Origin of the sequence: Shewanella sp. SR43-4 (assembly GCF_014163845.1) — a bacterium.
In the GTDB taxonomy this organism is placed as follows: Bacteria; Pseudomonadota; Gammaproteobacteria; order Enterobacterales; family Shewanellaceae; genus Shewanella; species Shewanella vesiculosa.
Window position 1 is genome coordinate 90968 of record NZ_JACJEB010000013.1, and the last position, 20772, is coordinate 111739.

A 20772-nucleotide genomic window follows, 5' to 3' on the forward strand; every position below is an offset into this window, starting at 1 on the left:
GATCCACAACACCGTTATCACAGACCCAATAAAGTCATCACGGATCCCCAACGCCGTCATCCTCGAATGCTTTTATCCCGGCTCAGAAACGCTGCCGGGACGGATCCAGCTTTGGCTTTTTGCTTTTATAGTACCTCGCATCGAAGCGACCTAGAATTTAGGCATTTAGCCATTCCTATAAGCGCAGCGTTCGCTTGTAATCGCCAGTTATCGTTTTTTCTCTAGGCAAAAGGCAATAAAAAAGCCAGCAAGGTTACCCAAGCTGGCTTCAACATCATTCGCGGCTTAAGCCACTAACAACGCATTATGCTTTATATTTACGCATCACTAATGTTGCATTAGTGCCACCAAAACCAAAGCTGTTGCTCATAATGGTGTTCAACTCAGTGTTACGCATTTCACGAACCACTGGCATGCCAATCGCTTTTTCATCAAGGTTATCGATGTTGATGCTTGGCGCAATGAAACTGTCTTCCATCATGATCATGCTGTAAATCGCTTCATGAACACCCGCAGCACCTAAAGCGTGCCCCGTCAAAGACTTGGTTGACGCGATAGCTGGCATTTTTTCACCAAATACTTCGCGTAACGCTTCAAGTTCACGCATGTCACCTACTGGAGTAGAAGTACCATGAGTATTGATATAATCAACCGGCGTATCGACATCGGCTAATGCCATCTGCATACAACGCACCGCACCTTCGCCAGACGGAGCAACCATGTCGTAGCCATCAGATGTTGCGCCATAGCCAATAATTTCAGCATAAATCTTCGCACCACGTGCTAATGCATGCTCTAATTCTTCAACAACAACAATCCCGCCGCCGCCAGAAATAACAAAACCATCACGGTCAGCATCATAAGTTCGAGACGCTTTTTCAGGGGTATCATTGTATTTAGTTGATAACGCACCCATAGCGTCAAAACCCATGGTTAATGTCCAATCAACTTCTTCAGCACCACCAGCAAACACCATATCTTGCTTACCCATCTGGATAAGTTCAACAGCATGGCCAATACAATGGGCCGAAGTGGCACAAGCTGAACTAATTGAATAGCTCATACCTTTAATTTTAAACGGTGTCGCCAAGCAAGCACTTGCGGTGCTAGACATAATACGAGGTACTATATAAGGTCCTACACGCTTAACGCCTTTTTCACGCAGCGTATCAGCAGCCTGAACTTGGTTTTTTGACGATGCGCCACCCGTACCAGCAATCAGACCGACACGGAAATTAGAATACTGTTCTTCTGTTAAATTAGCATCAGCAATCGCTTCCTGCATAGCTATGTAAGCATATGCAGCAGCATCGCCCATAAAGCGAAACGCTTTACGATCGATATGATCAGCTGGGTTCATTTTAATGTCGCCCCAAACTTTGCTGCGTAGTTGCATTTCTTCAAACTGTGCCGAGTGAGTAATACCGCTACGACCCGCTTTCAATGACTCTGTCACTTCTTGCTTGTTATTGCCGATACTTGAAACAACACCCATTCCGGTGATCACGACTCTTTTCATTTTTATACTATCCATTTGGTACATGTCGGTACTTAATTGTGGCAATCATAGCTGCTTTAACGCAATTAAGTGGTCAGCTTTCCATAAACGCAGGTAAAATAATGCCAACTTATCGGCTCTGAGTAAAATATTTTGAATAAAACTACTTTGTTATCTACATCTAACAACTTACACACATTACCAATCTGTGAATTGTTAGGCGACAACGTCAATCAAAACAGTCGATATTCACAACAAGTTAACCACTATATCAGTACTGTATTGCAAACCAGTGACTATGATGCAAAATCTAACCGCAATCAGCGTGAATTATTAACACTAGGTCAATTTGGTTTTGGTAATGGTCACGAAATCATACTGCTATTAGCAGCCTTACAACAGGTAAACCTGCAAAATGACTTAAAACAGGTCCACAAACGAGTTCATATTAGTGTATTTGAACCCATCGCCATAAACCGCAAGCAACTTGAACATCAATGGCAACAACAAGGGCTACTAAATACACATCATCCATTATGCCCTTTTGCTCACGCTTTGCTCGATTGTGAAATAGCTGCAATCGAAGGTTGCCAACGCCTAAGTCTCCTGCAAAGCCAAGTGACGATTGACCTGTATCAAGGTTTGCCACTGGAGCAAGTTAAGACTATCGCCACGCCGAATAAACAAAGGATAACACATTGGTTTGCCCTACCCCATACGAGCCTAGAGACTCATTCGGATCATTATTTTAATCAGCAACTGCTTTGGCAATGTGGACGCATTAGTACTGATAATGCAAGATTTTTTGCCAGTACAAGTCATGACGATGTTGCGCTATCCATTAATGAGCAATTATCACGTTGCGGTTTTTTAACTGCCACATCATCACAAGAAAATGATGACATTGCTATTGCAGAACGTCAGGCACTGAGACAACAAACCCGCCAACATTTCGCTTATAACCCCATGCCTCCTTTACCTTCTCACGACGGCAGTCCTATCGCTATTATAGGTGGAGGCATTGCTTCAGCAAGCCTTGCCCTATCTTTAGCTGAACGTGGTAAAGACGTGGTCATTTATTGTAAAGACGACACACTAGGACAAGGCGCCTCGGGCAACAAACAAGGCGCTATTTATCCGTTATTGACGCCAGAAAATGGCCCACTAAGTCAGTTTTTTCAACAAGCCTTTCTATACAGCCGACGAAGAATTCAGGCTTTAGCGGATAATGGATTTAATATTAGTCATGACTGGTGTGGTGTTTTGCACACAGGCTTTGATCAACGCAGCCAAACAAGATTAGATAAAATCATTGATGGTCAAGTATGGCCAACTGAAATTGCTTTTAAGGTAAACCCGAGCCAAGCGACACAACTTGCCAAAGTGGATATCGATAAATCGGGCTTTTATTATCCATTAGGTGGCTGGGCCTGCCCGTTTGAATTCGCACAGGCTAGCATTATCAAAGCACAATCATTAGCCAAGGTTCGCGTTATCTATAATAGTGACATTAGCTCACTGGAATCACATCCATCTGGCTGGCAACTGCTTAGTGGCGAAAATAACACCCTTATAGCAAGTCACGACCAGGTCGTCATTGCATCAGGTGCTGAACTGACTCGCTACAAGCAAACAAAACAGCTACAAATCACCGGTTTTAGAGGCCAAGTGAGCCATGTTCCTCCACAAGGTGAATTGGCACATCTCAATACTGTTATCTGCGCTAATGGTTATCTTACGCCACAACACAATCAACTTCATTGCGTGGGAGCAAGCTATGTCAAAGATCCTAAGCACTTAGATTTCTGTCCATTAGAACAATATGAAAACAGTCTAAAAATGCAACAAAGCTTTCCCAATTCAAACTGGCCTAACGATATTGATGTTTCAAACAACGATGCCAGAGTTGGCGTAAGGATGGTCAGTCGCGATCATTTCCCAGTAATGGGCTGCGTACCTGATGTTGAAGCGTTATCTACCCGATATGCCGTGCAGCAGCAATCGAAAGACAAGCCTAGCCTATGGCAACGTTACTGGCAAACAACACCAGCACCAATTTATGACGGGTTATATGTATTAGGAGGACTCGGCTCACGCGGCCTAAGCTCAGGCCCACTTGTAGCAGAATGCTTAGCAGCAAACCTCTGCGGCGAGCTATCACCACTAAGCCTAGAGCTACAAGCTTTGCTTGGCCCCAACAGAATGTGGCTGCGTAAATTGCTAAAAGGAAAGGCGTTGATGTGAGAAAGCGATAACAAGCGATATAGACGTAGAAGTAGAAGTAGAAGTAGAAGTAGAAGTAGAAGCATAAACAGATAACAAGAAGATACAATGATGGTAGGCGATGAAAATTCAAAATCATAAAAGCTGGATTCCCGATAATATATTTTGGTGATGACGGCGTCGTTGAGCCTAATGATGGCAGCGTTTATGAACCTAGCAGTGACGCTGTTGATTAATTCAATAATAACTGCATCTCTCTATTTCGGGATGATGGCTATTTAGCTAAAAAGACACGCTACCACCCCTAGATTACTGTTTCCAGATTACTATGATGCGTTTCAAATTATCTGTTTCTTTGAGGTTTAACGCTTCAGAACGAAACAATAGAGGTCCCTTGGTAAATGCTTTTTGATCACTACTGAATCAGGCTATAGTTTCAAACCAGTTTGAGCATAATTGAAACATGATTTTACTGCTTGTTAGCAACATGCTTAACTAGCCAACAAACTTATGACGCACTACTTGACCACTTGTATGTTGAAGCTTTGGATGATTAGCTATCTCCAAGCTCTAAAATCAGTGAGGATGTTTGACCACGTAATATTTAATAAAAATTAAAAATCATCATTAATTGTATGTTTCTATATTGATATTCGTAGTGAATAGATTTTTTTCTACGCTTAATCTGACTGTTCAGGACAAAATTTGTGTTGAAATTACCTATTGACCCATTGGGTTAACCAAGTTGCGTGCCAAAAAATTGACACAACCAAAACCATTCGTTTAATTACTTTTGGGTTAAAATGATACTAAATTCGTATGTTGCCGTTTTACTTTGTGGTGATACAGATATCCATTGATACAATTCGTCATTTTATTGTCGTTTTAAAGTTAACTAGATTATGATGTGAGTTATTATTACTACATTTATGTATATTTTTATACTGAGCTAAGTTTGCTGTGTTTACCATGGATAAATTCACACGTGGTGGCACTAAAAACTGGACTGATTTAATAAATCGAATTGAAAATGGCGAATAATCGTTACAAATGCGCTGGAGCAAACCATGTTTTCTAAAGGAATGTCGTTACGATTTCAGTTGTATCTCCTAATAGGTTGTTTATCGATTTTTAGCTTTGGCGCTACGTTATACAATAATGTATCGAATATGCGTGGCTATTTAAATGAGCAGTTGGCATCTCATGCACAAGGTGCTGCACACAGTTTAGGATTATCGATATCACCTTTTATGGATGAAGAAGGCCTGGTAATTGCAGAAACAATGACCAATGCTATTTTCGATTCAGGCTATTATCAACACATCACATTTACCGATCTTGATGGCAAAGTATTATTTGAACGCACCAACCCTCAAGGTAACTTTGCTGTACCAGAATGGTTTATCAGTTGGTTTACGCTGCATCCTCCTGTAATGACCAGTGAAGTGAGTGACGGCTGGCGTATTTCCGGTAAACTGGAAGTGCAATCGCATGCAGGTACGTCATATAAAAGTTTATGGGATCATGCGGTTAGTAATTTAACTTCAACGTTATTTCAACTTGTTATAGCCCTATTGTGTGCTTACTTCATTTTAAAGTCGGTATTAACACCTCTTAATAGTATTGAGAAGCAAGCTGAGTCTGTGATTCAAAAACGCTTTGAGCTTAATCCTATTAAGCCCTTTACCACTGAATTACGTACTTTAGTTAATGCGATTAATCGTATGATTGAGAATATTCAGCGATCATTTAACGAACAAACTCAATTGGCAGAAACCTTGTCGCGTGAGGTTTACATTGACTCGCATACTGGGTTGCCAAATCGCCGAGCATTGTTAAAAAAGTTTGAGTCGATTCAAGCTGAGTATGAACAACACGGAAACCGATTTTATCTAGGTTTGTTGTCGATGACCTCTTTAAAGCAGGTGAATGACGATGAAGGTTATGGCAGTGGTGATGACTATATTTTATCTGGAGCAAAGCTTTTTAGTAAGCAGATAAACAGTTTACAAGAGTCGACCTTATACCGTATTTCTGGGTCTGAATTTGCCTTTTTGAGTTCACTTACTGAAGATGAAGCCAAAGAAGTCGATGAGCACATTGCTGAGAGTATTTTGATTGAAAGCTCATCACGTTTTGGTAATGGCTTTGCAAAACACAGCCTCACCCGCGTAAACCATCAAGAAGACTTTGCAGATGTCGTGATGCGTTTAGATAATCAGCTTGTTCATAATCAATATGCAGATAAGGCCAAGGGGCTCGTTTCTGCTCAGGGTATGCAAAAGAATCATTCGCGTGAAGAATGGGTTGGAATTTTGACTCAGTTTACTGAGTATTTCAAAAACGAAATTAACCACTCTAGCAGCAAAGATTTTGCCATTAAGTGTATTCCGTTAGATAAATTATTCGATTTAATGCTCCAGCCTGTAGTAGATGATAATCAATCGATTTTATATGTTGAGTCGTTTGTTCGCTTTAAAATAGCGGGAGAAAATTTATCAACTTTAGACGTGTTTGCCATGGCTGAAAGATTGGGCTTGTTGCAAGATCTTGAACAAGCTGTTGTGTGTTTTATTTTTTATAAGCTGCAACACATTGAACACACGCGTGTGGCGATTAACATTAGTAACCGTGCGCTGCATAACCCAGTGTTTACCGATTGGTTGTTTGATTTATACCAAAAATTGCATAGAACCCTTCCACCACTTTTGTATGAATTTAACGAGTCTGGTGCAATGCTTTCGCTTGAATCGACAGAGAAGTTTATTAGCCGAGCGAAACAATTAGATATTGATATTGCCATTGAACGTTTTGGCTCTAGCTTGAGTTCATTTTGCTACATCAGAAACTTAAACATTGATTACATTAAGATTGATCCTAGTTATGTGCGTGACATAGCTGAATCTGACACACGCTTTTTTGTTCAAACGGTGATTCAAATTTGTCATGGTATTGGCATTAAAATCATCGCACCACAGGTAGAATCAGTCGTTATAGGTGAACATTTTTCACTCATGAATATCGATGGTTTACAAGGTAATGGATTGTATGCTGTACGAAATTTCAGCACAATTATTCCCGTTAATGCTACAAGTACATGGATCAGCGCATTGCAACTGAATAACTTTAGTTATTCAACAAACATCAAGGCAGAATAAATAATGCGCAAAAATAAATTAACCCTGTTATTGGTTTCAGCATTATTGACTTCGGGCATGTCTGCCACCGTTATGGCTGAAAATACTTTAATCGCTAGTACTCAAAATACTCCAGTTTCAGAAGCTGCAACACAATTAGCTAATTATCTTGTTGCCGCTAATGGCGATGAAGCATTGATAATAGAAGCATTAAAAGCTGCTGTTGCTGCAGGTTTGAGCTCTGATGACATCTTAGCGATTGCGATTGCTAATGGGATTGACCCTCCTATTGTTGCAGCCAATCTTGAAGATGCACAAACTGCTGGCGGCGGTGCATTTGGTGCAGCTCCAGCTCCAGGTGGCCCAGGCTTCGGTGGCGGCTCAGGCGGCGGCACTGGAACAATATCTAGCAACTAATTTTTTAACGCGATTTCGTTTTAATACAGTTTACATAACTACAAAACGAATTTGCTTTAAACAAAAAAACAGCGCAATTTGTGCTGTTTTTTTATGGCTAAAATTCAATATATTCTTTAGCCGCCACACAGAATCATTATCCAATCGTTATTCCCGAGATCTGTTGTATGGTTCTAGCTGTTGATTAGATTTGGGTTCCTAAGTTCTAGGTTTCGCCCTACCCGCACGTCATCCCTGAGTGCTTGTATCAGGGATCCAGGTGTTGCTTAGATTTGGGTTCCTAGGTTCTAGCTACTAGGTGTTGCCCCACCCGCTCGTCATCCCTGAATGCTTGTATCAGGGATCCAGGTGTTTCTGTTGACCTTGTGTAAAAGCAAAAATCTACACCTGGATTCCGGCTCAAAAGCATTGCCGGAATGACGAGGTAGTGGGCGTTATTTGTATGAAGTATTGGTAAGCATCACCTACTAGCTTTGTATTGGCATGTAACTGTAAGCACCACCCGCACGTAATCCCTGAGTGCTTGTATCAGGGATCCAGGTGTTTCATTTGACTTACCGCTTGTATAATTTTATTACAGCAGTGCTTGTTCTATATCTGCTATCAGGTCTTCAACATTCTCTAAACCAACCGAGATACGCAGTAAATTATCGGTGATACCTGCGGCTAATCGTGCCTCTGGAGTGTATGGTGAGTGGGTCATAGATGCTGGGTGTTGAATTAGGGATTCTGCATCACCTAAACTGACTGCTATGGTAAAGAGCTCGAGACGATTAACAAAGTTGATCGCGTCTTGCTTATTGCCTTTGAGTTCGAATGCAATCACCCCTCCGGCGCGTTTCATTTGCTTACCGATAAAACCATGACCGTGATGATGACTTAGCCCTGGATAAAAAACTTGGCTAAATTTAGGATGTTTATCTAAATATTCAGCTAATACTTCAGCGTTGTCACAGTGGCGAGTTAATCGCACATCTAAGGTTTTTAAGCCGCGTAAAATAAGCCAAGCATCGTGTGGGGATATCACGCCACCAAAGTCTTTGAGTATTTCATATTTGAGTCGGTGCATGTGCTCGGCGTTACCACACACAATACCGGCAATAACATCACCATGGCCATTTAAGTACTTGGTAGCACTGTGGATCACCATGTCGATACCCATGGCTAAAGGTTGTTGCAATAAGGGCGTCATAAAGGTGTTATCGACTATTGATACCAATTTATGGGCTTTAGCAACCTTGGAGATTGCAGCAAGATCAAATACTTGTAAATGTGGGTTCACTGGGGTTTCACAAAATATCACTTTGGTATTGGGCATAATAGCCGCTTCTATTGCTGCAATATCAGTAAAATCGACCAAGGTGCTGGTAATGCCTAAACGAGTCAGCTGAGTGGTCATTAACGCAAAGGTACAACCATAGACGGCTTTGGAAGCAATCAAGTGATCGCCTGCATGTAAATGGGTTAGTAGTGCACTTGATACAGCAGCCATACCGGATGCGGTTGCGGCCGCATCTTCTGCGCCTTCAAGCAACGCCATTTTACGCTCGAGTTCTGCAGTGGTTGGATTACCTAAACGAGTATAAATATAGCCTGGTTCTTCGCCAGCAAAACGAGCACCACCCTGCTCTACGTTATCAAATACAAATGTGGCGGTTTGGTAAAGTGGTGTAGTAAGTGAGCCAAAGGCTTCGCGTTGATGGCCGCCATGAATAGCTAAGGTTGCTAAATTCCATGTGTTGTTCTTGTTGTCTTGCATTGCTTCTCCCTGCGCCACCTTGTTATGAGTTGTTACCCTCTTTAGGGTAACTTTTTTATGGTGGTCGGGATTCAAGATACAGTGGAATAAAATATAACCAAGCGATTGCTAAAAAATAACCAAAACCAATAATGTAAAAACAATTTTACAAACCATTTAGTGTGGTGTTTTTAGTAAGGGGATTTTCTATAGTGCAGATTATCATGGGCAATAATCGAAGGTATTTTGCGCTAACAGCTTAAACCGCCAACGCAGATGATAAACAGGCAATTAGTGCGACAGTGATAACTTAAGCTTTTGCATTCCTTGCTCAATACTCACCAGCGGCTGATAGCCTAAATCTTGTTTTGCCGCGCTGATATCAAAGTAATGGCTGGTTGATAATTGTCTTGCGACAAAGCGAGTCATGATGGGCTCTTGCTGTTTGTTAAGTAAGCCGTAGACTGTTTCAAGCAGCACACCAGCAGCATAAGCAACAGATGCAGGGACTCGCTTGGTCACTGGCGGTAAATCAACGCAAGCTAGGATCTGGTTAAGCATTGCAGCCATTGTAATCGGTTGGTCGTTACTTAAAAAATAGGCTTTACCGGCACTGTTGGCGGCGCCAACAAGATCAACTGCCGCCAGAATATGCGCATAAGCGGCATTATCGACATAAATCGTATCGACCAGTTTATCTTGGTGTCCTACCAACTTTAAGCGCCCTGCTTTAGCCCGTTCGATCACTCGCGGAACCAGATGAGGATCATTTGGCCCCCAAATTAAATGCGGCCTTAAGGCGGTTGTTTTTAACATGGGATGATTGGCTTTTAATACCATGGCCTCAGCGATGGCTTTCGATTCACCATAGTAATTAAGGTATTCAGTAGCATAAGGTGCAGATTCATTAATACCGTTTTCATCCACACCAGCAAACGTTACACTTGGGGTGCTGGTATAAATTAACCTTTGAATATTAACCGCTTTGCATGCGTTGATGATATTGGCTGCGCCATCGACATTGGGCGAGAAATAACTTTGTTTACTGCCCCACACGCCAGCTTTTGATGCCACATGAAAAACTAAATCGCAACCTTGCATTGCCTGTTTTACACTAGCAAAGTCGCTAATATCACCTTGACGCATATCAACCCCAAGTTTTATAAGCTTAGGGTAATGACCTCTGGCAAAACCGACAACCTCAATTCCAGCAGCTAATAAACGCTGACAAATGGCGAATCCAAGAAAGCCACCCGCACCGGTCACAAAAACTTTGCTGACCGATTGCGCTAACTGCTTCAATGCAGCTTGCTCCAAAGGATGTAAGTCTGCCAAATCCATCGTTATTCTTTCCATTGCTTTTGGGCCCATATGGCGAGTTTTTCTCTAAATATTTTCGCATTATGACGCACGTCGACAGGGAAATCTGGATGAATTAAAAAGCGCCCAATGCCTTCAGTATGTGGATACTGCTGAGCCAATGCCATTAGCTCCTGATAAAGGATCTTAGAGGTTGAGCAAACAATGCCTTTGTGTAATTCGACGCACAAAACCGGAACCATATCACCATTAACATCAACGCCAACAATGGCGGAACGCTTAACTTGAGGATGAGTATTAAACACTCGCTCACAGGGCAGTGTATAAAAGCGTTTAAGTCGCTGCTTACCTCGCGTAGCATCAACTATGTGACCTTTACGTCCACACATCCACAATAAGCCATGATCGTCGATATACCCTACGTCACCCATACGATGAATGACGCGATCACCATCGTTAATTTTAGCTAAGTCTGTCGCATGTTGACGTTGATAATAGGCTTGACTGACCATGGGACCACTCACCACGATTTCACCTATTTGGTTGGCGCTAAGCTTATTAACCTTTGCCCATTCAGGCTGCGCTGCATCAGTAACCGCAATGATATCCACACTGACAGACTGTATTGGCTTACCGACACAAATGCCTTTACCTTGATCGGTTAATTCGCTAGTAGCAAACAATGCATGACTGCCAATCATGCTGATAGGCAAAGATTCTGTCGCGCCGTAAGAATTCAGCACTTCAACCTGTGGGTTAAGCATCTGGCTAAAACGTTTAATCGAGCTAATTGTGGCTGGCGCACCAGCTGAAATAACCCGTTTAACACTGGTTAACTTATGCTGAGTTTGTTCGCCCGCTTGGCCTAAGCGTTCTAATAAGGCGGGATTAACGAACATGTTACTGCAATGATATTGATCGATTGCAGCAAACAAATTAGCAGGATTGGCGCTAATGGGTTTACTGGCATCCATGTCGGGCACAATAGACGCCATGCCCAGTGCTGGGCCAAATAATGAAAATAGCGGGAATGTGGCTAAGTCTCGCTCGCCAGGAGTAATACCGTAATCGTGTTTAAGGGCGCTAATTTGTGCTTCAAACATCCCATGGCTATAAACCACGCCTTTGGGGGTTCCTGTACTACCACTGGTAAATAAAATCGCCGCCATTTCATCGCGTTCAAGCAATGCTATCTTAAGTGGTTGCGCTTGATTACGGCCAATTTCAATTATGGTTTCTAGGCTAATCGCATTGGCTAACCAACGCTGTAAACCCGAGCCTCCGACATTAATAAGGTGTTTAACACTGCCCTTACCCCAACCGAGGATACGCCTTGCAATATGGGCTTTAGGTATGCCAATAAACACATCCGGGCGTGACTCTTCAAAACACTGTTTAAGGTTGTTAATGCCCATGCCAGGATCGACCAGAATAGGAATAATCCCAGCCTTGAATAAGGCGAAGGTAAGCGAAAAAAACTCAAGGCTGGGTGTCACCATTAACACGGCTTTCATGCCGCGCGTAATACCAAATTGCAATAAGCCTTTGGCAATCATATCTGATTGCTGATGCAGGCTGATAAAATCAATTTCTTGATAATCAAATCGCCCTTGCTTGGCATGTTGCACAGCAACGGCAAGCTCTGTTGGCATGGTTTGCGCAGCGGTGTTTAGATGCTGGCAGATATTGGCATTAGCGACAACGGTGGTTTGAGTCATGTTTATTCATTCTGACTAATGTGGATGATTCATCTGAGCAGGCTTGCTGTGATAACACAGATAACCAAGCCAAACTTTTTAGACGCTTAAAATCACTAAAAGGCTCAAATGAGCCTTTTAGTCGGATTAGTTTTTTGCGATAAAATCTTTGATTAAGCCAATGACTTCGTCGCTGGCATCTTCAAGAATGTAATGACCGCAGTCAGCAAACTCGTGCACAGTCGCATGAGGCATTCGCTGTCGCCATTCTTGTAAAAAATGCTTATCAAATACAAAATCTTGTAAGCCAAAGCAAATCAATGTCGGGACATCAGCAAACTGACTTAAGCTGTCGCCAATACTGGTGACTAAATCATAATTACGATCGCCTGGCTTTAGGGGAATGTCTTGCACAAAGCGTAAGGTCGAAATACGATTTTTCCACGAATTAAAAGGCGCAACGTAGGCTTCTCGAACCTCTTTTGCCATTGGCTTTCGCTTAACGCCGACATAAGAAGCCGCTGACGAAAACGCGTTCAAGCCACGAACCAGCAAGGTGCCTAGCAAAGTTTCTCTACAAATCCATAGCGCCCATGGAAACGGCTTGGTTTTAGGCAAATGAAAGGCTGCAGTGTTTAAACACACGATACGCTTAATGCGATCGGGATGACGCGCCGCAAAGCCCATACCAATCATACCGCCCCAGTCATGCACCACTATAGTAATGTTTTGTGTAACATCAAGACTGTCCAGCAAAGCTTCTAAATCGTCAATGCGGCTTTTTAAAGTGTAATCATATTGAGGATCATCAGGCTTGTCTGATAAACCACAGCCAATATGATCTGGCACAATACATTGATGGGAATCACTCAAGGCACTGACTAAATTTCTGTAGTAGTAACTCCAACTAGGATTACCGTGCACCATCACAACAGGCTCGCCTTGGCCTTCGTTGATATAGTGCAGTTTATTGCCATTACGATCTAAAAAATGACGTTTAAATGGCAGCAAGTTGTCTAGCATGATGCATCCTGTTAACTATTTTTATAATGAAATGCAAAAACGTCAGTGCAGCCATAGGCTTACCACTTAATTCCTAACATCATGCAGTTTAAGCCACTGCCTATTCCTAAAAAGCTGACTTGATCGCCAACACGTAAAAAGCCTTCATCATGAGCAATTGCCGCCGTCACAGGAAGTGAGACCGTGCCCATATTGCCTAATGTTTGATAGGTGGGATATTCTTTTTCGTGGGGTATATTTAATGCATTGAGCACTTGTCGACGATTGGAAGCCCCCACTTGATGACAAATGACTTTATCAACTTGTTCGACAACCCAATCGCGCTGCTCTAAAAAATGCTCCCAAGTGTGCTTGGCAAGCTCGACACCTTCTTTCAATAAGGTGACAGCATCTGTACGCATAAACTCACGGTACAACAAGTGCCCAGCTTCTTGCAGGCCCCATTGACACAATTGGTGATGTTCTGGTGCAGACAAATGACTCGCCCCTAACAACTGGTGTTGGCGAGTGGTTTTAAGGTCCAAAGTGCCATCGGTTAAAATTACCGCAACAGCGCCTGAGCCACCGGTTAATGTCGCCAGTGATTGAGCAAAATTTTGCATGGTCGGTTCAGCTAACATGTGGTCGATGGTCGCATCAACTATGTCTCGTGCAGATTCACACGACACCACCATACCGGCTTTGATTTGGCCTAACTCGATGCGGTTAGCAATATCTAAAATGCCCGACAACACACCTAAACACGCATTACTGATATCGTAGATTGCAGTGTCTTTAGACACCCCGAGTTCAGCAGCAATACGACAAGCGGTAGCGGGTTCATGTTGGTCACGACAGACACCGGTGTAAACCACCGCGCCTAAATCACTGACATTGATTCCGGTTTCATTCAAGGCCTTTCGTGCTGCAGCAATGGCACCATCTGATAAACGATGACCTTTAGGCCACCAGCGACGCTCGGTAATTCCGGTTAATGCGGCAAGTTGCCCCATTGGAATACGAAACTTTTGATACAGTGGCGCCAAGCGAGATTCTAAATCGCTACTCGACACTACTTGTGGTGCTAGCTCATAGGCCAGACTATTGATAAAGACGCGTGAATATTTCATTAAACCGTATAATTCGCTTCGCTCTAGCAAGCCCAAAAGCCACTAGAATAGTTGTTATTCGTTATTAACCCGCCATTTGAACAAGAATGGCCTAATTATTCAATCAAAAACAGTAAGCCAATACCGTCATTTGGATAATTATTTATGGTTAGATTTTATTGCTTGATTAACTAGTATGTTGATTTTCACAGTTTTAAGGTAAATAGACTAGTATAAACAATGGTTTAATTTACCGATTTGTGACAAATGCTGTTATTCGTCTGTTTTAATTGCTTGGATCAAGGCATTTCGTGGTGTCACACTGTTTGCACAAAATTCAGCCAAGGTAACTTGGTATCCCTGCTCATGTAAAAAACAGACTCGGTCGAGCAATAGCCAGCGCTCCAATGCACGACGAAATAAATGAGCCACTAAATCGATTCTCTTTGTCAGGCGTTGACGCGCAATACCGCGGTGCAAATAATGGCTTAAATTAATCTCACTGGATAGTGATAAATGCTTTTGATTTGCTGCCCATTGGCAAAAATCGCTAAAACTACCGCTAAGCTGGCTTTTTTTAATCGTCGGCACCGGCAAATAAGCCTCTACACCTCGAATATCTCGCTGCAAGCTATCAAATCCTAAGCGCCATGATACCTCTTGATTGCGTAATTGTTGTTTTTTACTGTTGGCAATAACGCTTTGTTGCAAGGGTAGTTGTAAATCATGCTTTGACAGCTTCAGAGCGCTGCCTTTGGCTAAAGCCGATAACGGCTGATAATCTTCATGCTCAATCAAATGATAACAACAAGGTGAAATAGAAATCGCCCGAGTACCCGCTAAGGTTGCTAACTTGAGTAAACATATGTGTAAGTCACCGCAGGCGTGCAATGCGATGGCATGTTGATCGATTAACAATAGCGGTTTACTTGAGTCTATTGGCGCAAACGCATCGGCACAAATAAAACGCTGCGGGATTTGCCATTGTTTGGCAAACATTTGCCCTTGGGCGCATAAACTCGCTTGCCACTCAAGACTGGTCACCTCAACCTGTTGCTGTTTGGCGACTAAACGGCCTAAATGGCCTTTACCAGCACACCATTCTAAAATGGGTAATCGAGGTAACAAAGGTTGATACTTTGGATCAACTTGATGTGAAAACGCCGTAATTTGCTGCCATTTCCGCCCTTTAATATGAGCGCTAAAATGCACTAAATCGTCATTTTCAGGCTGATTATTCTGTTGCTCTTGACTGGAAAAATCGATCATATTCTCTGAGTGAACAGATTGTGCAGCCGAAGTGATGACTAACCAGCTTAGTTGACTAATGAGTTCGTCAGCCTGTGGTAATAGACTTTGTTTAATATCGCTCATCAAACTGGGCAATAACGTCTCAACCAGCAACTGCTGATCCATATCGAGGTTATCTATCTCACCATCGTCAAGCTGCCACACCTTTTGAGCTAACTGCGGAAAGGTCTGTTGCCAAGGTAAGTGGTCACACTCAAACGCGACCAGCTGCCATAAGGGTTTTAAAGCATCAAGAAGTGCATCGACCGCGTTAAAGGTAGAATGATAATCGATTACTGACATATGGCTGCTTATAGTTAACCTTAGCTGATTGAAATGATAGGATGCAGTCCATTGAATACCTAAACCGGAATTGTAAACTATGCACTCACCTTGTGTCGCCCGTTGTGGCTTAAATGCTGATGATTATTGTATGGGTTGTTTTCGTCACATCGATGAGATTGTCACTTGGTCACAAATGAATGATGAGCAACAACAGCTCATTTGGGACAGTTTAACGGCCAGAAAACAACAGTTTTTAGGTGAGAGTAATAATCAGACCTTGTCACGAGCCAAATGGTTGGAAGCTGAAAAACGGATTAAGCGCTGATAGGTTATAACGAGCGATAACGAGTGGTTACGAGCCTAGATACTAGGCGTACAGCGTCCTGCTAGTGCGCTTCGCCTTCTGTAACAAGGGTAAAGGCATCAGGCATAGCTCAGAAGTATTGCCATGATGGAATCTAGCCCCCTAAGCTTCACCCTTTTGAATTTGATGTTATAGCATCTCGCCGTGAAACGTCCTAGATCCTAGGCGGTTTCGCGCTTGTCATCGCCGGTTATTAATTTGTCATCTCTCTTAGCACTTTACCCGTCGCTGAACTACTTCTTCATCATGGCTTTTAAGTCAGCAAATGGGTTGAAGGTGGCCGCTTGTTGTTTGGCTTCTTTGGTACTGCCATAACGAATTAATTCTTCAAAACGTGAGTGTTCGTTGTCGTGGCAGTACAAGCACAATAATTCCCAATTGGTGCCATCTGATGGGTTGTTATCGTGGTTATGATCACGATGATGTACCGTGAGTTCAGATAAATTTTTATGGGTGAATTCGCGAGTACAGCGACCACATACCCAAGGGTAGAGCTTAAGGGCTTGCTCACGATAGCCTTTCTCACGAGAGGCTTTATAGTCTCTGTCTTCAGCTAATACTTTATCTAATTTACTTTCGTTGGCTGACATTAATTTATCACTCATAAATAAAATGGCCTCAAGGATAATCACAGTTATCACTTGGGGTAATTGTTTATAGCATCTTGAAGACCATTACGCTGCAATGGTCATATATGCAAAGTCAAAGCGATAACTAGAGATGACAAACGAACGAGCAGAACGGCAAACCCGCCCTAGTCTTTAGCCCTAAAACGCTTTATGTTTAGTACAGCGTTGGCAGCTATCGCTTTTATCAACTGTTATCGCTCCAAACAGATTTTAGCGGCTATGAAGCGTCTTTGATATTCGATATTCCAGCGGTTAAATTAAAGCGCATTGCATCTTCAAAAGACCAATCAACACTGATTAAGTCTTCACGCTTTACTAAGCTTGTTACCCCAGCAATTTGATAACTCAATTGAAATAATACTGGCACCCAATCGCCTTCAGGCAAAGCATCAACTAAGGGCTGTGGCGCAAACTCACTCATGATAAAACCGACCACAAAGCTACCATTGGCTTGCTTTACTAACACGGTTTTTTGGGTTTTAGGTTGGCCGTCACGGTTCATTAAACTGGCAATATCCCGAATGCTGCCATAAACCGATTTAAACAATGGAAACTTCATCAGTTGATTTTCAATCCAGCCATAGACCCACACAATTGGGCTAACTGAAAATAATAATCCCGCGATAAAGACTAAGGCTGCGACCAAACAAAAACCTGCGCCGACAAAAACAGGTTCTATTCCAACAATATCAAGTAATAGCTTACCTAAACCATCAAGGGAGATGAACAATGACCAGAAAAGCCAGATCGATAGCACCATAGGTAATAAATTCGTTAAACCACGAGTAAGGGTATTTTTCATTGATCACACAAAAGAAGATAGAACAGGACAAAAATGTTACCACAGTTTGTTGATTAGTCACTTCAAAAATAGCAACTGACTCATTGGACTATTGCTGCGCTGTCAGACTGTCCAGATAAAAAAAGATACCATAAGCTCACAAATATTACCCTACAAGTGCACGATTACTGTTTCGAGTTAACAAGATGCAACCATTGGTGACGACCTAACTCTAGTACGACACCAACAGCCAAACCGGCTGCGGTGTTAATCAATAAACACGTCACCGCGGTTGATAAAATAACCAACATACAAAACGGCTTGCCATCAAATAAACGTTTAGACCATGCTAATTGTGTCCCTGCTATGGCAAGTAAACTACCTAAAACGGCTAAAGGGATCAATGACAATGCACTGGCAATACCTTTACCCCAAAAGATGGCAATAACAATGCACGCACTACCAAAAATAGTCGGTGCTAGCCAGGTTCGTGCGCCAAAGTGATATTGCACCGCCAACCCACCAGCGCCGTGACACATTGCCGTTGCACCAAAAGGCGATAACAGCAAGTTAGCCCAACCAGAGCTTTTAGCAAATTGTTGTGGTTCAAATCTTTCACTTTCTTGAGGAAATTTATCTTTTGCCATCGCAGAAATCGCAATCACTGCATTGGTCAATGTGAGCGCTAACTGAGGTAGCACCAATAAAACGGCAGCAGAGCCCCACTCATCGATACTCGGCCAACTCAACGGCCAAACACTGGTATGGCTCAAGTTAACACTGGGCAGAGTCCCACTTGTTAACTGCCAAACAATGCCAAGAATAATCACTACCGGCATCACCAAATATTGCATTGGCATAAAACGACTGGCAAACAAAAAACTAAAAGCAAGTATGCCGACCCACCATGTTTCGCTCATCATGACGCCACCTAACCATATCAATTGGAGTCCTATTGCTAGCTGGATCCCAATACTGATCGCCGGCGATAACAACTTAGCCATCCATTGAATAATGCCGCTATAGGCTAAAACCAGTAGAATAAGGCCCATTAACATGGCAGATGCTTGTAACATTCCAGGAGACATTCCTTCTGCAATGACTAACGCACTGATCACCTTCATAGGTTGTATCGGAATGGGGCGTCGATAATAAAATGCCGTAAATAAGGCAAAAAAACCAAATCCTAAAAATATCCCTTGGGGAGAGAATTGATTAAGGGCAATTAAGCCTAAAACGAGAGGAAGAAAGGTACCTAAATCAGCAAATGCGCCACTGAACTCACCTGAAATCTTATTTACGTTATCGAAACGATTGATCTCACATCTCATATATCTTGCCGTAAGGAATGGATACTGAAATAAAGCAATTACAGTGCCATATTAAAAATGCGACACACCTCTAAATTAATATGCCTAAATATAAATTTAACAACTTCATTGCGACAATATGAACCATAGCATGTCGCCAACAATGGTCATTATGTCCACATAATCGTTTGTTAAATCATTAGTATTTAGAAAAGATTACCTAAAAAAAGATCAGCTGAATCAATGAAAAAGTAGATTTGGTCATCAATATATTGATGATATTGATAATACATTTCTCTCACTTACATAAAAAAAGCCCCTATCGATGGGGGCTTTATTACAAGGTCGAAAAATGGCTTACTTAGGCACTCTAGATTTGAATATTACAATTTAGAGACTTAAAGCTCTTTTTCCATTTCTTCGTAAGAAATATGACGAACGTCTTTACCTTTTACATAATAGATCACGTATTCACAGATGTTCTTACAACGATCACCAACACGCTCAACAGCACGCGCAGCCCATAATACGTCTAATACACCAGGAATTGAGCGTGGATCTTCCATCATATGAGTCATTAATTGACGGATGATACCTTCATACTCTTTGTCTATTTTGGCATCTTCTTTATGTAATTCAAATGCTTGGTCAGCATCCATACGAGCTAATGCATCTAAAGTTGAGTGCAGCATACGTGTGGCATGACGCCCCATGTTTTCAATACTCACCAATAAAGGTTGTTGGCTGTTAGCACGTTTTTCAACCGCGGCTTTGGCAATACGAACACACGCATCACCAATACGCTCAAGATCGGTAATGGTTTTTGAAATAGCCAAAATTAAGCGTAAGTCACTTGCTGCAGGCTGACGCTTGGCAATAATACGAGTGCATTCTTCGTCAATAGCCACTTCCATGCCATTCACTTTATGATCGCCTTCAATCACTTGTTGAGCCAGCTCTGAGTCAAGGCTTGCAAGAGCATCTAATGCTTGCTCAAGCTGACGTTCAACTAAACCGCCCATCGCCAATACGCGATTGCGAATATCATCAAGCTCAGCATTAAACTGGCCTGATATATGTTTACTTAAATTCATTTTATCCATGATACCCACCTAAATTCTGTATATTAATTAAAAGCGTTTTAGCCAGATTAACCGTATCGACCGGTAATATAATCTTCTGTTTTACGCTTTTTAGGGGTAGTGAAAAGGGTGTTGGTATTAGCGTATTCAACCAGTTCACCCATATACATAAATGCCGTTTGATCTGACACACGCGCCGCTTGTTGCATATTATGCGTCACAATCACCACGGTATATTTTTGCTTTAATTCAGTGATCAATTCTTCAATGGTTAAGGTTGAGATTGGATCCAGTGCCGACGTTGGCTCATCGAGTAATAATACTTCTGGCTCAATGGCAATGGCACGAGCAATCACCAAACGTTGTTGCTGACCACCTGATAATCCAAATGCATTGTCGTGTAGGCGGTCTTTCACTTCATCCCAAATGGCTGCGCCACGCAGTGAACGTTCAGCCGCTTCATCTAAATCACGACGGTTGCTTAGCCCTTGCAAACGTAAACCATAAACCACGTTTTCATAAATTGATTTAGGAAACGGGTTAGGACGCTGAAACACCATACCTACATTACGACGTAATGCTGCTACATCAACTTTCTTGTCATAAATATTTTGTCCATGAAGCAAGATTTCACCGTCAATTTTACAAATATCAACTAGGTCATTCATGCGATTAATACAACGTAACAGCGTTGATTTACCGCAACCACTTGGGCCGATAAAAGCAGTAACTTGTTTTTTAGGGATCTTCATCGACACATCAAATAACGCTTGTTTATTCCCGTAACGTAAATCTAAGTTACGTATCTCAAGCGCGGTATCCTGTGCCGGTAAGTTAACTAAATCAACGGCTTCTTTTTTCATTGTTGAACTATCAATAGAAATCATTTT

General features: G+C 42.2%; 16 protein-coding genes. 4 read left to right on the forward strand and 12 right to left on the reverse strand.

Annotation, left to right across the window (positions count from 1 at the left end):
* Positions 1-304 precede the first annotated feature (304 nt).
* Positions 305-1519 carry a beta-ketoacyl-ACP synthase I gene (gene fabB / locus H5123_RS15140; protein WP_165870081.1) on the reverse strand — a complete coding sequence of 405 codons (1215 nt, stop codon included), beginning with the start codon at positions 1517-1519 and terminating at the stop codon, positions 305-307.
* A 132-nt stretch (positions 1520-1651) separates the two neighbouring features.
* On the opposite strand from fabB, the gene mnmC reads away from it, so the two are divergent.
* The 3 genes from mnmC to H5123_RS15155 all read left to right on the forward strand — a co-directional run bounded on the left by mnmC (position 1652) and on the right by H5123_RS15155 (position 7275).
* Complete coding sequence (gene mnmC, locus H5123_RS15145; protein ID WP_259395676.1) at positions 1652-3742, forward strand: FAD-dependent 5-carboxymethylaminomethyl-2-thiouridine(34) oxidoreductase MnmC; 2091 nt, start codon at positions 1652-1654, stop codon at positions 3740-3742.
* A gap of 1046 nt (positions 3743-4788) precedes the next feature.
* Positions 4789-6879, forward strand: a complete 2091-nt coding sequence (locus H5123_RS15150; RefSeq protein WP_182698503.1) for a LapD/MoxY N-terminal periplasmic domain-containing protein — start codon at positions 4789-4791, stop codon at positions 6877-6879.
* A gap of 3 nt (positions 6880-6882) precedes the next feature.
* The gene (locus H5123_RS15155) at positions 6883-7275 is read left to right on the forward strand and encodes a hypothetical protein (RefSeq protein ID WP_182698504.1); all 393 of its coding nucleotides are present in this window, start codon (positions 6883-6885) and stop codon (positions 7273-7275) included.
* Between the two features lie 574 nt (positions 7276-7849).
* On the opposite strand, the gene megL is transcribed toward H5123_RS15155, so the two are convergent.
* The 6 genes from megL to H5123_RS15185 all read right to left on the reverse strand — a co-directional run bounded on the left by megL (position 7850) and on the right by H5123_RS15185 (position 15734).
* Complete coding sequence (gene megL / locus H5123_RS15160; RefSeq protein WP_182698505.1) at positions 7850-9034, reverse strand: methionine gamma-lyase; 1185 nt, start codon at positions 9032-9034, stop codon at positions 7850-7852.
* 270 nt (positions 9035-9304) lie between these two features.
* Positions 9305-10369 (reverse strand): 2-alkyl-3-oxoalkanoate reductase, encoded by a 1065-nt coding sequence (gene oleD / locus H5123_RS15165; RefSeq protein ID WP_259395677.1) that lies wholly within the window; start codon positions 10367-10369, stop codon positions 9305-9307.
* On the reverse strand, positions 10357-12051 hold the full coding sequence (oleC, locus tag H5123_RS15170; protein WP_182698506.1) for an olefin beta-lactone synthetase: 1695 nt from the start codon (positions 12049-12051) through the stop codon (positions 10357-10359). Before oleC ends, oleD begins: the two co-directional genes overlap by 13 nt.
* 126 nt (positions 12052-12177) lie before the next feature.
* Positions 12178-13053 carry an alpha/beta fold hydrolase gene (locus tag H5123_RS15175; RefSeq protein WP_182698507.1) on the reverse strand — a complete coding sequence of 292 codons (876 nt, stop codon included), beginning with the start codon at positions 13051-13053 and terminating at the stop codon, positions 12178-12180.
* Positions 13054-13112: 59 nt separating this feature from the next.
* Positions 13113-14162, reverse strand: coding sequence for a 3-oxoacyl-ACP synthase III (locus tag H5123_RS15180; protein ID WP_124016191.1), 1050 nt, complete (start codon positions 14160-14162; stop codon positions 13113-13115).
* A 252-nt stretch (positions 14163-14414) separates the two neighbouring features.
* Entirely contained in the window at positions 14415-15734 is a 1320-nt protein-coding gene (locus tag H5123_RS15185; protein ID WP_182698508.1) for a methyltransferase, read from the reverse strand.
* Positions 15735-15813: 79 nt separating this feature from the next.
* On the opposite strand from H5123_RS15185, the gene H5123_RS15190 reads away from it, so the two are divergent.
* Positions 15814-16041 carry a DUF1289 domain-containing protein gene (locus tag H5123_RS15190; protein WP_124016193.1) on the forward strand — a complete coding sequence of 76 codons (228 nt, stop codon included), beginning with the start codon at positions 15814-15816 and terminating at the stop codon, positions 16039-16041.
* A gap of 272 nt (positions 16042-16313) precedes the next feature.
* On the opposite strand, the gene H5123_RS15195 is transcribed toward H5123_RS15190, so the two are convergent.
* The 5 genes from H5123_RS15195 to pstB form a co-directional block, all read right to left on the reverse strand.
* Positions 16314-16670, reverse strand: a complete 357-nt coding sequence (locus H5123_RS15195; RefSeq protein ID WP_182698521.1) for a YajD family HNH nuclease — start codon at positions 16668-16670, stop codon at positions 16314-16316.
* Positions 16671-16926: 256 nt separating this feature from the next.
* On the reverse strand, positions 16927-17511 hold the full coding sequence (locus H5123_RS15200) for a DUF502 domain-containing protein (RefSeq protein ID WP_182698509.1): 585 nt from the start codon (positions 17509-17511) through the stop codon (positions 16927-16929).
* Positions 17512-17675: 164 nt separating this feature from the next.
* The gene (locus H5123_RS15205) at positions 17676-18821 is read right to left on the reverse strand and encodes a putative sulfate/molybdate transporter (protein WP_182698510.1); all 1146 of its coding nucleotides are present in this window, start codon (positions 18819-18821) and stop codon (positions 17676-17678) included.
* Positions 18822-19198: 377 nt separating this feature from the next.
* Positions 19199-19903: a phosphate signaling complex protein PhoU gene (gene phoU / locus H5123_RS15210; protein ID WP_124016196.1), complete on the reverse strand. Its 705-nt coding sequence runs from the start codon at positions 19901-19903 to the stop codon at positions 19199-19201.
* A 47-nt stretch (positions 19904-19950) separates the two neighbouring features.
* Positions 19951-20769, reverse strand: a complete 819-nt coding sequence (pstB, locus tag H5123_RS15215) for a phosphate ABC transporter ATP-binding protein PstB (protein WP_124016197.1) — start codon at positions 20767-20769, stop codon at positions 19951-19953.
* Positions 20770-20772: the final 3 nt, after the last annotated feature.

Bases quoted from the DNA above. Each gene is read 5' to 3' on its own strand.
- fabB (WP_165870081.1), bottom strand. From the start codon at position 1,519: ATGAAAAGAGTCGTGATCACCGGAATGGGTGTTGTTTCAAGTATCGGC.
- H5123_RS15150 (WP_182698503.1), top strand. From the start codon at position 4,789: ATGTTTTCTAAAGGAATGTCGTTACGATTTCAGTTGTATCTCCTAATA.
- H5123_RS15155 (WP_182698504.1), top strand. From the start codon at position 6,883: ATGCGCAAAAATAAATTAACCCTGTTATTGGTTTCAGCATTATTGACT.
- megL (WP_182698505.1), bottom strand. From the start codon at position 9,034: ATGCAAGACAACAAGAACAACACATGGAATTTAGCAACCTTAGCTATT.
- oleD (WP_259395677.1), bottom strand. From the start codon at position 10,369: ATGGAAAGAATAACGATGGATTTGGCAGACTTACATCCTTTGGAGCAA.
- oleC (WP_182698506.1), bottom strand. From the start codon at position 12,051: ATGACTCAAACCACCGTTGTCGCTAATGCCAATATCTGCCAGCATCTA.
- H5123_RS15175 (WP_182698507.1), bottom strand. From the start codon at position 13,053: ATGCTAGACAACTTGCTGCCATTTAAACGTCATTTTTTAGATCGTAAT.
- H5123_RS15180 (WP_124016191.1), bottom strand. From the start codon at position 14,162: ATGAAATATTCACGCGTCTTTATCAATAGTCTGGCCTATGAGCTAGCA.
- H5123_RS15185 (WP_182698508.1), bottom strand. From the start codon at position 15,734: ATGTCAGTAATCGATTATCATTCTACCTTTAACGCGGTCGATGCACTT.
- H5123_RS15190 (WP_124016193.1), top strand. From the start codon at position 15,814: ATGCACTCACCTTGTGTCGCCCGTTGTGGCTTAAATGCTGATGATTAT.
- H5123_RS15195 (WP_182698521.1), bottom strand. From the start codon at position 16,670: ATGTCAGCCAACGAAAGTAAATTAGATAAAGTATTAGCTGAAGACAGA.
- H5123_RS15200 (WP_182698509.1), bottom strand. From the start codon at position 17,511: ATGAAAAATACCCTTACTCGTGGTTTAACGAATTTATTACCTATGGTG.
- H5123_RS15205 (WP_182698510.1), bottom strand. From the start codon at position 18,821: ATGAGATGTGAGATCAATCGTTTCGATAACGTAAATAAGATTTCAGGT.
- phoU (WP_124016196.1), bottom strand. From the start codon at position 19,903: ATGGATAAAATGAATTTAAGTAAACATATATCAGGCCAGTTTAATGCT.
- pstB (WP_124016197.1), bottom strand. From the start codon at position 20,769: ATGATTTCTATTGATAGTTCAACAATGAAAAAAGAAGCCGTTGATTTA.